The sequence below is a fragment of the Streptomyces sp. NPDC102279 genome (assembly GCF_044766365.1).
Taxonomy (GTDB): domain Bacteria; phylum Actinomycetota; class Actinomycetes; order Streptomycetales; family Streptomycetaceae; genus Streptomyces.
This window is the reverse complement of record NZ_JBIWLU010000006.1, coordinates 148,646-161,474: the sequence shown is the minus strand read 5'-3', so window position 1 is coordinate 161,474 and position 12,829 is coordinate 148,646. Positions and strand designations below refer to the sequence as shown.

General features: G+C 71.9%; 9 protein-coding genes. 2 read left to right on the top strand and 7 right to left on the bottom strand.

Going from position 1 to position 12,829, the window contains the following annotated elements:
* Positions 1-246: 246 nt before the first annotated feature.
* Positions 247-1,386, bottom strand: coding sequence for an aminoglycoside phosphotransferase family protein (locus tag ACIRQH_RS16310; RefSeq protein WP_358818678.1), 1,140 nt, complete (start codon positions 1,384-1,386; stop codon positions 247-249).
* 236 nt (positions 1,387-1,622) lie between these two features.
* Between ACIRQH_RS16310 and ACIRQH_RS16305 the strand changes: the two genes are divergently transcribed.
* Positions 1,623-3,122: a hypothetical protein gene (locus ACIRQH_RS16305; protein WP_358818679.1), complete on the top strand. Its 1,500-nt coding sequence runs from the start codon at positions 1,623-1,625 to the stop codon at positions 3,120-3,122.
* Positions 3,123-3,229: 107 nt separating this feature from the next.
* On the opposite strand, the gene ACIRQH_RS16300 is transcribed toward ACIRQH_RS16305, so the two are convergent.
* The gene (locus ACIRQH_RS16300; RefSeq protein WP_358818680.1) at positions 3,230-4,708 is read right to left on the bottom strand and encodes a SpoIIE family protein phosphatase; all 1,479 of its coding nucleotides are present in this window, start codon (positions 4,706-4,708) and stop codon (positions 3,230-3,232) included.
* 358 nt (positions 4,709-5,066) lie between these two features.
* Positions 5,067-5,747, bottom strand: a complete 681-nt coding sequence (locus tag ACIRQH_RS16295; RefSeq protein WP_358818681.1) for a TetR/AcrR family transcriptional regulator — start codon at positions 5,745-5,747, stop codon at positions 5,067-5,069.
* Between the two features lie 219 nt (positions 5,748-5,966).
* Here ACIRQH_RS16295 and ACIRQH_RS16290 point away from each other — a divergent pair, with 219 nt between their 5' ends.
* Positions 5,967-7,997, top strand: a complete 2,031-nt coding sequence (locus ACIRQH_RS16290) for a phosphocholine-specific phospholipase C (protein ID WP_404226321.1) — start codon at positions 5,967-5,969, stop codon at positions 7,995-7,997.
* Positions 7,998-8,005: 8 nt separating this feature from the next.
* Here ACIRQH_RS16290 and ACIRQH_RS16285 read toward each other — a convergent pair whose 3' ends face one another.
* From ACIRQH_RS16285 to ACIRQH_RS16270, 4 genes are all read right to left on the bottom strand, one after another.
* Positions 8,006-9,019 (bottom strand): Gfo/Idh/MocA family oxidoreductase, encoded by a 1,014-nt coding sequence (locus tag ACIRQH_RS16285; protein WP_358818683.1) that lies wholly within the window; start codon positions 9,017-9,019, stop codon positions 8,006-8,008.
* Positions 9,020-9,087: 68 nt separating this feature from the next.
* The gene (locus tag ACIRQH_RS16280; protein WP_358818684.1) at positions 9,088-10,182 is read right to left on the bottom strand and encodes a chemotaxis protein; all 1,095 of its coding nucleotides are present in this window, start codon (positions 10,180-10,182) and stop codon (positions 9,088-9,090) included.
* A gap of 89 nt (positions 10,183-10,271) precedes the next feature.
* A complete protein-coding gene (locus ACIRQH_RS16275; protein ID WP_404226318.1) occupies positions 10,272-11,840 on the bottom strand; it encodes an FMN-binding glutamate synthase family protein in 1,569 nt (522 codons plus the stop codon).
* Positions 11,841-11,985: 145 nt separating this feature from the next.
* Positions 11,986-12,531 (bottom strand): DUF4232 domain-containing protein, encoded by a 546-nt coding sequence (locus ACIRQH_RS16270; RefSeq protein ID WP_404226316.1) that lies wholly within the window; start codon positions 12,529-12,531, stop codon positions 11,986-11,988.
* Positions 12,532-12,829 lie beyond the last annotated feature (298 nt).

The window sequence follows — 12,829 nt, the reverse complement described above, 5'->3', positions numbered from 1 at the left end:
CGAGCGCGGTGGGGCGTGCGGGCCGAACGCGTCAGTGCTACCGGGTCCCGGACGATCCGTCAATCATGCCCAGCGCGAGGCGATTTCCCATGTCAGCGACGAGCGAGGAGGTTTCCGCGGCGGTGGCCCTCCCGCCTGCGCGGCATCAGTGGCGTGGACCAATGACCCGAACGGCGGCAGGCCGGGACATGCCGAAGGCCCGCGGTGCGCCACCTTGCGGTGCGCTCCGCGGGCCCTCGTCCCCGGTCAGCGAGTGCCGACCGCCGCGCGAACCGCCCGGCGGGCCATCTGGCAGTCGTCGTGCAGCCGCCTGAGCAGCAACCGCTGTTCCTCGCCGGACGGCGCGGCAGCCGGCGGGGTCTGGCCCGGTGCCGCCGGGGCCGGGTCGTGCAGGGAACGCTGCACGGCCATCTCGTAGGTACGGATCTCACGGGTCAGGACCAGCATCAGGTTGACCAGGAAGGCGTCCCGGGCCGCCGGGCCCGCCGACTGGGCGAGCTGGCTGATCTGACGGCGCGCCACGGGGGCGTCACCGAGGACGGCCCACAGGGTCGCCAGGTCGTACCCGGGGAGATACCAGCCCGCGTGCTCCCAGTCCACCAGCACTGGACCGGCCGGTGAGAGCAGGATGTTCGACAGGAGGGCGTCGCCGTGGCAGAACTGGCCCATGCCCTGGCGCCCCGAGGAGGCGGCGATGCCGTGCACGAGCTTCTGGAGATCGCCCATGTCCCGGTCCGTGAGCAGACCCAGTTCGTGGAAGCGGGAGATCCGTTCCGCGTAGTTCAGCGGGGCGTTGAACGTACCGGCCGGCGGCCGCCAGGTGTTCAGCCGGCAGATGGCGCCCAGCGCCGCCCGGATGTCCGCGCGGGGCGGGGCCTCGGCCGGGTGCCGCTGGAGCGCTGCCACCCGGCCGGGCATCCGCTCGATCACCAGGGTGCAGTTCTCCGGGTCCGCCGCGATCAGTCGGGGCACCCGCACGGGCGGGCGGTGCCGGACGAACGAGCGGTAAGCAGCTATTTCATGCCGGATCCGCTCGGCCCAGACGGGGGAGTGGTCCAGTAAACACTTGGCGACGGCCGTGCTGCGTCCCGTCGTACCGACGAGGAGCACGGAGCGTCCGCTGCGCCTGAGCACCTGGACCGGAGCGAACTCCGGACAGATCCGGTGCACCGACGCGATCGCCGTGCGCAGCTGGGCGCCCTGAGGGCCGGACAAGTCGAGTCTCCCGCTGAGCGGTTGGGTGCCGAGCCCCGGCACGCGCCGCGCCCGGCCGGCCCCGAGTACGGGAGCCGCCTGGCGCGCGGGGTCGAGGTAAGGGCCGCTGCCCACCGGGCGGGAGTGCAACGACCGGGGCGGAGCGGACACGGAGGACGATGCTGTGTACATGGGCGAAACAGATCCCTTCGTGTGCCTGCAAGTTGCTGCGCTCCCCGACCGGTCGCCCCCGGGTTTCATCCTGGGGAATGGTCCTGCGGCAACCGGGTCGGGGTGGCGCATTCCTACCTGACACCCGGCGTCCACTGGCACACCATCTGGCGCACCCTGGCGAACCCTGGCGAATAGTCGCTCAGCAACTGACAGGCGGTTACTGTCGAAATCAGCCGAGAACCTGGGGGCTTGACGTGAACGGACAACCCAACACCCGCCTGGCGGACCTGTTCGGCCTGACCGGCTGGTCCAAGGGTGAACTCGCGAGAATGGTCAACCGGCAGGCGGCGGCCATGGGCCACCCCCAGCTGGCGACCGACACCTCGCGGGTGCGGCGGTGGATCGACATGGGAGAGATCCCGCGCGATCCGGTGCCGCGGGTGCTGGCGGCTCTGTTCACCGAGCGTCTCGGCCGTGTCGTGACCATCGAGGACCTCGGTCTGGTCAGGCACGGGCGCGCGGGGAAACGGCAGGGCGGCGGGAGTGTGGAACATCCCGACGGAGTGCCGTGGGCGCCCGAGCGAACCGCCGCGGTCCTCACCGAATTCACGGGAATGGACCTCATGCTCAACCGACGCGGCTTGGTGGGCGCGGGTGCCGCGCTCGCCGCGGGATCCGTACTCAGCCCTGCCATGCACGACTGGCTCCGCAACGATCCGGCCCTCGCGGCCGACGCTCCGCAGTTCGAAGACCCCCTGCACGCCGACCCCGCTGGGTTCGACCGCTACGAGGCCGCCCCCATCGGGTCGCAGGAGATCGAGGAACTGGAGCGCTCCGTCGAGGTGTTCCGGGCCTGGGACGCGGCCCGCGGTGGCGGGCTGCAACGCAAGGCCGTGGTGGGCCAGCTCAACGAAGTGGGAGGCATGCTCTCCTACCATCACCCCGACCATCTCCAGCGGCGCCTGTGGGGCGTCGCCGCCAATCTCGCCGTCCTCGCGGGCTGGATGTCGCACGACGTCGGCCTGGAGCCCACGGCCCAGAAGTACTTCATCATCGCCGCGCACGCGGCCCGGGAGGGCGGTGACCGGCCCCGGGCCGGCGAGGCGCTCTCCCGGGCGGCCCGCCAGATGGTGCACCTGGGCCGGCCGGACGACGCGCTCGACCTGATGAAGCTCGCCAAGTCCGGTTCCGGCGACGAGGTGCTGCCTCGTACCCGGGCCATGCTCCACACCATCGAGGCCTGGGCACAGGCCTCGATGGGCAAGGGGCAGGCGATGCGGCGCACCCTCGGCGTGGCGGAGGACCTGTTCGTCTCCGACCGCGGTGACGTGCCTCCGCCGAGCTGGATGCAACTGTTCGACGAGGCCGACATGCACGGCATGCAGGCGCTCGCCTACCGCACCCTCGCCGAGCACGAGCCGGCCGCGGCGGCGACGGCGCAGCGGCACGCCAAGGAGGCGCTGAAGCTGCGGGAGTCGGGGCGGGACCGGTCGAAGATCTTCGACCACATCTCCCTTGCGTCGGCCTGCTTCATCGCCGACGACCCCGAACAGGCCGACCGGTACGCGCGGCTGGCCCTGACGTCGATGGGATCCAACTCCTCCCACCGCACCTGGGACCGGTTGCGCGAGATGTACCGGCTCACCGGGCAGTACTCCAGCTATCCGAAGATCAGTGATCTGCGTGAGGAGATCAAGCTCTCGCTGCCCAAGATGGCGTCGAAGCCCCGGGGCGGCAACAGCGCGCGGGCCTGAGGAGAGAGGTCCGGCCGGGAAACCCCGGTCGCGTTGGTCGCCTCCGTGACGAGGAGTCGACGGGCAGGCACTCGGGACAGGGTACTGACGGGTCAGGAATCGGCCGGTCAGGAACCGATTTTGACGACGAGAACGCAGCCGTCCTCCGTGCGCTCGGTCTCGCCGAATTCCTCGATGACCAGCCGTGCACAGTCCTGGGCCGTACGGGCCCCGTCGAAGCGCGGGGCCATGCCGAGCAGGCGTCGGGCGGCCTCCGACCCGGTCTCGTGCCCGGTCTCGCCGGGGCGGGAGGACTCCGGTCGCCGCGGGACCAGCCCGTCGGTGTGCAGGACCAGTACGTCGCCTTCGTGGAGGGTCTCCTCGGCCTGCCCGTAGGCGGCGCCGGGGGTGGCGCCCAGCAGGACGCCGTCCGGCGGGGTCAGCGCGCGCCCCGTCCCGTCGCGGAACAGCAGCGGGGCGGGGTGTCCGGCCTGCGCCCAGGTGAGGGTGCGGGTCTCGGGCCGGTAGCGGCAGCAGAGGGCGCTGCCGAGGGCCGGCTGGACGGTGGTGTCGAGCAGGTGGTTGAGCCAGGAGAGGAGCTGACCGGGCTGGGTGCCCGCCACGGCCATGCCGCGCAGGGCCCCGAGCAGCATGGCCGTGCCCGAGGTCGCGGCCACGCCGTGACCGGAGAGGTCGCCGACGCTCAACAGTGTGTCGCCGCCCGGCAGTTCGAGCGCGTCGTACCAGTCGCCGCCGATCAGGGCGGCGGGTGAGGCAGGGAGGTAGTGGGCGGCGAGGTCGAGTGTCCGGGGGCCCTGGCGTGGGAATCGCAGCGAGCCGCGCCAGGGGGGCAGTACGGCCTCCTGCAGTTCGACCGCGAGCCGGTGCTCGGTCCGGGCGACCCGCTGTTCCCGCTCCAGCGAGTCACGGGTCTCGCTCATGTTCCGCTGGCTGCGGCGCAGTTCGCTGACGTCGCGCAGCACGGCCCACATCGCGGCGGTGCTGCCGTCCGCGCCCAGTACGGGCTCACCCATCATGTGCACCGTGCGGACGCCGCCGTCGGGCCGGACGATGCGGAACTCCCCGTCGATGGGTTTGGCGTCGATGAGGCAGTCCGTGACCATCGTCGTCAGCATCGACCGGTCCTCGTCGAAGACCAGGGACGGCAGTTCGTCGAGGGTGAGCGGGGGAGCGGAGTCGTCACGTCCCAGGATCTGGTAGAGCTCCCCGGACCAACTCGCCTCGTCCGTCAGCAGGTTCCACTCGGCGCTGCCGACCCGACTCAGCAGGGAGCCGCGCCGGGGAGGTGCCGGAGCGGCCGGTGGTGCGGGGACGGCGACGGCGACGGCGGGAGGCTGAGCGGGCGCGGCCGGTGGCCCTTCCCGGAGCTGCGCCAAGTGTTCGTCCAGGTCGTTCAGTTGATGCAGCGCCAGGGTGCACAGCGCGCGCTGCCAGCGTCCCTGTACGTCCTCGCCGTCGGCGGGTGCCTCACGCCGGACGGCGTCCACCTCGCCGCGCAGGCGGCGCGTCTGCGAGATGAGCGCGTCGACGGAGCCGTGCTGCGGCGGCTGGGCGGCTGGGCGGTCCGCAGAGAGATGGGGAGGCATGACGTACTCCGATGCGGGAACGGTACGACCTGGGTTGACGGAAGGACCGTTACGACTGTCGCACAGCCCGCGACGCGCTGTAAGGGATTTGGCAACACCCGATACGGTGGTGCTTCTGGTATATGCCGCAGTCCTCCCGGAGTGGGCGACCGGTCCTGATGCGGTAGTCGCTCGGGAGGCCAAGTCGTAGACAGAGTACGTGACTTGAGCCCGGGGCGATGGACCCGGACCGACTTCTCATTCGCCTGTTCGAGGGTTATTTGTGCGAGTCCGGGGCGTCACGCGTTCGTCTGTCGTGCCGACCGTGCCGGGTGATCCTTCGTGTGCCCGGTGCGGGTGCCGGGCCCCCGTGCGTGACTCAGAGCGAGCGCAGGAAGTCGGTCACCGCGGTCTCGTAGAGAAAGGAGGGATCGATCCCCATGGAGGCGAAGTTGCCCTCGATCTCCAGGCCGACCAGGCCGTGCAGGTGCGCCCAGAGCATGGTGGACCGCACGGCCACCGCCTCCGGCAGGTTCTCGAAGGTGTGCCGCTCCATCCACGCCCGGAACTCGGCCGCCGCGCCCTGCGGTACCTCCGTCTCCGACTCCGCCAGAGCGCCCACGGCCTCCAGGAGTACGGTCATGGCGGGCTGCGCGGCCTCGACCAGGCGGGTCGACTGGGCGTCGTAGCCCTGGAGCGGGGCCCGGAACAGCAGGCGGTAGCGGTGCGGCTCGGCCAGAGCCCAGGCGCGGTACGCCCGGACCAGCTCCTTGAGGCGGGTGGCCGCTTCGCCCCGGGACGCCTCGGCGGTGCGGGCGAGAGTCGAGGTCAGATCGGCGTAGGCGTCGATGACCAGCTCCGTCAGGAGGCTGTCGCGGTTGGTGAAGTAGCGGTAGAGCGCGGGGCCCGTCATGCCCAGCTGCTTGGCGATCGCGTTGAGCGACAGGGCCTCCGGGCCGCCCTCGGCCAGCTGGCGCAGTGCCGCGGTCTTCACTTCCTGCCGCACCTGCGCGCGGAACCGGTCGCGCGGACCTGTCCCCGTCCGGGTGGCTGCGGCCATGTCATCGCCTCTTCGTCTCTCGGAGGAGCAGGAGTGTTAGATATTATCACGCACGCAATAAGGAGTTACGGGCCTGGCGTGGTCCAGCGGTTTCGCGCACAGGTTCCGCCGCTGTTCACCCGTCTCTCACCGCACCGCCATGGCCTTCGACGATCACCCGGTGCACGCTTGCGCGCGGTGTGCCACAGGGGCACTCCATTCAGTGACGAGGGCGGGCGAATGACACCGATCAGCCGAAGAGGCTTCGTGGGGCTCGGCGCATCCGTGGCGGCCGGAACCACGATGGCCGTCTCAGCGCGACCCGCGGCGGCGACCACCACCGCGGCGGCCGCCACCGGCACCATCACGGACGTACGGCACGTCGTCGTCCTGATGCAGGAGAACCGCAGTTTCGACCACTACTTCGGGCGCCTCAAGGGCGTCCGCGGCTTCGACGACCGCAGTGGCATCACGCTGTCCGGCGGCTACCCGGTCTTCAACCAGCCGAACGGCGCCGGCCGGCAGTTCCCGTGGAAGCTCAGCTCCACACCCGCGGCGGGCGGCGCCGACGGCGCGACCCTCGCGCAGTGCAACGGCGACCTCCCGCACTCCTGGACCTCCCAGCACTCCGCCTGGAACAAGGGACGGCTCGACACCTGGGTCTCAGGCGTCGGCAACGTCCGCTCGCTCGGCTACCTCGACCGCACGGACATCCCGTTCCACTACGCGCTCGCCGACAACTACACGATCTGCGACGCCTACTTCTGCTCCACGCTCAGCGCCACCGGCCCCAACCGCACCTACCTGTGGAGCGGCAAGGTCGACGGCTCCAGCTACGACGGCGGCGACGAGTCCGGACTCACGTGGCAGAACTACGCCGAGGCGCTCCATGCGGCGGGAGTGACCTGGAACGTCTACCAGAACGCCCAGGACAACTACGGCGACAACGGCTGCGCCTACTTCAAGAAGTTCGCCTCCGCCAAGGCCGGCGACCCCCTGTACGACCGCGGCATGGCGTCCGTCCCGAGGGTCACCGGCTCCACGCCCGACGACATCGCCGCCGCCATCAGGGCCGACGTGGTCGCCGGCACCCTGCCGCAGGTGTCCTGGGTCGTCGCCAACCAGGCCTTCTCGGAGCACCCCTACGCCCCGCCCGGCGACGGCGCCCACTTCGTCGACCTGGTGTACAAGGCCCTCGCAGCCGACCCCGACGTCTTCGACTCCACCGTCCTGTTCCTCAACTACGACGAGAACGACGGCTTCTTCGACCACGTGCCGCCGCCCGCGCCGCCCGCCGGCACCGCGGGGGAGTTCCTCAACGGTGTCCCGTACGGGCTCGGCTTCCGCGTCCCGCTGCTCGTCATCTCGCCCTGGACGCGCGGCGGCTGGGTCTCCTCCGAGGTCTTCGACCACACCTCCGTGCTGCGCTTCCTGGAGACCTGGACCGGAGCCCTCGGCAAGCCCGCGGCCTGCCCCAACATCGGTGCCTGGCGACGCAAGGTCACCGGCGACCTGACCGGCGTCTTCGACTTCGCGAACCCCGTCCACGGCACTCCCGCGCTGCCCGCCACAAGCGTCATCGGCATGGCCACCTGCGGCCCGCTGCCCAACCCGGTGCCCGCCACCAACGCGATGCCCGTCCAGGAGTCCGGCACCCGGCCCGCCCGGGCGTTGCCGTACCAGCCCAACGGCTACCTGGACCACCTGGAGTTCGGGGCCGCGGGCAAGGTTCTCGCCTGGTTCACCATGGCAAACCAGGGCACCCCCGCCAAGCGGGCCGCGCACTTCTCGCTGCACCCGAACGCCTACCGCGACACCACGCCCTGGCAGTACACCGTCGACGCGGGCGGGACCGCCACCGACTCCTTCAGCATCGGCACCGGGTACGGCGACGGAAAGTACGACTTCTCGATGGTCGGCCCCAACCGCTTCCTGCGCCGCTTCAGGGGCGACGCCACGAAGGCGGGCAGGTCGGCCGAGGTGGCCTCCCGTTACGCGACCGAGCCCGGCACGGGAAAGACGGCCCTCTACCTCAAGATGGCCAACTCCTCCGCCGCGTCGGTGAAGTTCACCGTGACCTCCACCCACTACCGCGGTGACGGCCCCTGGACGTACACCGTCGCCGCCGGCGCTTCGGCGGAGGACTTCTTCAACGCGGTCGCCTACCAGAACGGCTGGTACGACTTCACCGTGACCGTCGACTCCGACACCACCTGGTCGCGCCGGTTCACCGGGCACATCGAGACCGGCGCCGCGAGCGTCAGCGGCTGATCAGCCGGTCACGCGTACAGCTCCGGGCGCGGAGCGAGGTCGACGGCCACGCGGCCGCCGTTCTCCAGCGCCCGGACACCCGCCTCGGCGACTGCGGACGCCGCGTACCCGTCCCAGACACCGGGGCCGGTGACCCGGCCGGCCCGGGTGGCGTCGACCCACGCCCGTACCTCACGGTCGTAGGCGTCGGCGAAGCGCACGAGGTAGTCCCGCGCCACCTCCTCGTGCCGGCCGGCGGCCGTGGTCACGGACATCGTGCGCTCGTCCCCGACGCGGGCGCTGCCCGTCTCGCAGACCGCCTCGCACGCCACCTGGTAGCCGAACCCCGAGTTGACGAAGATCTCCACGTCGACCAGCGCGCCGCCGGAGGTCTCGAACACCACGAACTGCGGGTCGAGCAAGCCCTCGGGGGCGTTCGAGGCCGGCCGCGGACGGAGCACGGTCACCGCCGTCAGCTCCTGGCCCAGCAGCCAGCGCGCCGCGTCGATCTCGTGCGAGACGGAGCTGTTCACCAGCATCGCCGACGTGAAGTGAGGCGGTGAGGCGACGTTGCGGTGCGTGCAGTGGAGCATGAGCGGGCGGCCGAGCCGCCCGCTGTCCAGCAGTGACTTGAGGCGCTCGTACTCGGCGTCGTACCGCCGCATGAAGCCGACCTGCGCCAGCCGCCGCCCGAGCCGGACCTCCGCCTCCACCACCCGCAGCGCACCGGACGAGTCCGGCACCAGCGGCTTCTCGCAGAGCACCGGCAGGCCGCGCGCGAACGCCGCGAGCAGGGCCTCCTCGTGCGCGGGACCGGGGGAGGCGATCAGTACGGCGTCGACGCCGGGCGCGTCGAGCGCCGCCTCCGCCTCCGTATGCACCGACACCCCGTCGATGCCCGCCACGGCCTCCTCCGCCCGTGCCGTGTCGGGATCGGCCACGGCGGCCACCCTGGCGCCGCTCACCGCCCGGTCGAGCCGACGAATGTGGTCGGCTCCCATGTGTCCGGCACCCAGTACCGCCACACCCAACAGCTCACTCACGTGTTGCGCACCTCTCCGACGACAGCTCGGATCGTTCGTCCCGGCGATCCGATTGTCGGCCGGAGAGATCAATAACGCAGCACCCCGGCGATGCCTTTCGCGTCACCCAGGCCCCCGTCCGGGACGAACCGGACATCGGCGCCCGTCTCCAGGCAGCGCTCGACGATCTCGTCGACGATGTCCTCCCGCGCGTCGAGGTCACCGCCGGCGGCCGGGACCAGATGGTCCCCGTCGTCGCGGACCGTGGCGCGGTAGTTCTCCTCGACGGCGAGCAGCCTGATCCGGCCGTCGGCCGCGTTCTGCCACACCTCGTCGACCCCGGCGGCGAACTCCTTGCGACCGCGCGCCGAGTCCAGTTCCCTGGCCACCTCGTCGGCGGACTTCCGCGCCTGTGCGGCGATCATCGGGCGGACCGCCTGCCAGACGGCGTCGGGCGACCCGTTCGCCAGGCCGCCGTGCGCGATGTGGCCGCCCTCCTTGGTGACCGTGCCGATCTCGTCGAGCAGCGACAGGGCGGCGGCGTCGCCGGTGACGTACAGCGGTCGCGGGTGCTCGCGCAGGACCGCGCTCATCGCCGTGTCCGCGTCGCGCAGGAACTGCCGGGTCCGCTCGTCGCGGAAGGTGCTCGGCAGGTCGCCGACGCGCTCCTTGCGCTCGGCGTCCGGGTCCTCCAGGCTCCGTGTGAGCGGGAAGCCGCCCCGGTGCTCCTCGGTGACCCGGTCGGCTCCGCCGTTCCACAGCGTGACCCGGTCGGCGGAGACCGAGAGCACCCAGAACGGACGTTCGGCGGCCTGGGCCGCGACGAGGTTGCGGGTCAGGAAGGTGTCCGACAGGACGACCCGCTCCGGCACGGAACGGGTCAGCGACCAGACCTGGTGCTCGCCGGGGGCCGCGAAGATCACCAGACCCTCCTCGGCGTGGGCCAGGTCGATCTCGGCGACCGCCCGGTCCAGCTGCTCGACGACGTCCGCCCGCAGCTCGCGGGTGACTGCCGGGTCGGCCTCCAGCTGCTTCCTGGCCTCGGCCACGACATTGCGCAGCCGCACCGGATCCTGGGCGTTGTCGGGCTCGCGGCGGTGGGTCGGCGTCAGCACCGACACCGCCGGATAGGGCCGCGGCCGGCGCAGCTCGGTCAGGGTCGCGGGGCTGAGTGCGTGCTCCATACGAGCACCATAGGGCGGATCCACTTATCGGGCATTTGGTGCGTGTGGCCGCTCGCCCCGCTCCGGTCGCCGGTCGCCGCCGTCCGACGTCAGAAGGTGTCCGGGTCGGCGGCCGCCCAGTCCGCGTCCCAGGACAGTGGAGGATCGGCCAGGAGCACCCCGGGCGCCAGCCACTCGTAGAGCTCCGCGTAGGTCCGTACGGTCGTCGGCCCGATGCGGCGCAGCAGGCGGTGGGGCGTGAGTTCGGCCGGATCGCGTACGCCCATCGCGGCCATGATCTGGCTCGCGCTGCGCACGGTGGCGCGCTGGTAGCGGTGCACCCGCTCGGACTTGTCGGCCACGTCCAGTGCGCGGACCCGGCGCGGGTCCTGGGTGGCCACACCGACGGGACAGGTGTTGGTGTGGCACCGCTGGGCCTGGAGGCAGCCGACCGCGAACATCATCGCGCGGGCCGCGTTCGTGTAGTCGGCGCCTTGGAGGAGCCGCTTGACGATGTCCGAGCCGGTCGCGACCTTGCCGCTCGCGCCGATCCGGATCCGGTCGCGCAGCCCGGTGCCGACCAGCGCGTTGTGCACCGTGATCAGCCCCTCGGTCAGCGGCGTGCCGATGTTGTCGGCGAACTCCAGGGGCGCCGCCCCCGTGCCGCCCTCCGATCCGTCCACGACGATGAAGTCGGGCGTCACCCCCTCGGCGAGCATCGCCTTGCAGACGGCCAGGAACTGACGCCGCGAACCGACGCAGAGCTTGAATCCGGTCGGCTTGCCGCCCGCCAGCTCCCGCATCCGCGCGATGAACCGCACCAGCTCACGGGGCGTCGAGAAGACCCGGTGGTACGGCGGCGACACCACGGTCCGGCCCTCGGGCACACCGCGTGCCTGCGCGATCTCCGCGTTCACCTTCGCCCCGGGCAGCACCCCGCCGATCCCCGGCTTCGCGCCCTGGGAGAGCTTCAGCGACACACACTTCACCTCGGGCAGCGCGGCCTTGTCCGCGAACTCCCGTGCCTCGAAGCCTCCTTCGGCGGTGCGGCACCCGAAGTACCCGGTGCCGATCTCCCAGACGAGGTCGCCGCCGCCCCGCAGATGGTGGTCCGACAGACCGCCCTCGCCGGTGTCGTGCGCGAAACCCCCCAGCGCCGCACCCCTGTTGAGGGCCAGGATGGCGTTGGCCGAGAGGGCTCCGAAGCTCATGGCGGAGACGTTGAGCAGGGCCATGTCGTAGGGCTGTGTGCAGTCCGGGCCACCGACTCGCACGACGGGGGGCTCCTCGGGCACCTCGACGGGGCGCATCGACGGCTCCAGGAACTCGTAGCCGTCCTCGTACACGTCACGCTCCGTGCCGAACGGCTCCTCCGCCTCGACCCCCTTGGCCCGCTCGTACACGATGCTGCGGACCTCGCGGTCGAAGGGCCGCCCGTCGAAGTTCCGCTCGACGAAGTACTGCTGGAGTTCGGGGCGCAGCACCTCCAGGAGGAAGCGCAGATGGCCGAGCAGCGGATAGTTGCGCAGCACGGAGTGGCGGCGCTGCGCCAGGTCCCAGCCGCCGAGCGCGGTCAGTGCCAGCAGCGGGCCCGCCGCGCACCACCACCACGCCGAGACGGCGCCCACCAGGAGCAGCGCCCCGGCCGCACCGAGGGCGACGAGCAGCAGAGAGATCATCCGGCGCACCCCCCGAGTCAAACCCATGGGGGCGAAAGCCGCCGACCGGGACGCCCGCCGACCACACGGGTGCCGTGGCCGACGGCCATGATCGGATTCGTGCTTCCGCCGTGCGCGGACGTCCGCGCACGCTCGGCACGTCGGGTCAGCGGAGTCCGAGCGCCCTGTCGGCGGCGGCCACGGACGGCTTCCACCACGTCGTCACGGGTTCCCACACCCGGACGGTGGCGCCGGCGCCCAGCTCACGCGCCGTGAAGGACCGGCCGGCGAGCGAGGGGTCGGCCGAGACGGTGACCGAACGGACCCGGCGGGCCTCCGGATCGGCCCGGTCGGCGATCGTCAGCACGGACGCGTACGCGGTCCGGCCCGCGGGGAGCCGGTACGGACCGCTCTCCCCGGCGGGCTTCGGCAGGGCGGCCCCGTCGAGGTCGCCGAAGGTGACGGTGGGGATGCGGTCGACCGTGCAGGCGCGGGCCGATCGGTTGGTCACGCGGAGGTGCAGGACACGCGCGTCCGACGACCGTTCCGCCCGCAGGCTGAGGGCTTTCGCGGTGCACTTCGCGGGTGCCGCGGCCTTCGGGGACGGGGCGCCGGCCGGACTGGACGGCGCGGCCACCGCGGTGCTTGCGGAGGCCGCGAGGAGCAGTGCGGCGGCGACGGCGGGTACGGCGAGTACGGGTCGGATACGCATCGGTGGTGTTCCCCCTGCTGTGTGGTCACGTGCGGGTGCGGGTGCGGGTGCGGGTGCGGCTGCGGGTGCGGGTGCGGGTGCGGGTGCGGCCCGTCCGGTCGGCGGGCCGGTGCTTGCCCAGTGTGACCTTCGGCGGGTACGAGAGGTTGTACCCGGCTTGTCCACGTGCGTGTCCGAGCGTGTCCGTGTCCTGGCCTGGTGTCCGTGCGCTGCCCGGCGTCGGAGTCGGCGGGGCGTGAAGTCCGGGGGAGGTGCCTGGGCCGTTCGGGGTGCGGCGGACCGGGCGGGGGCCGCCGCG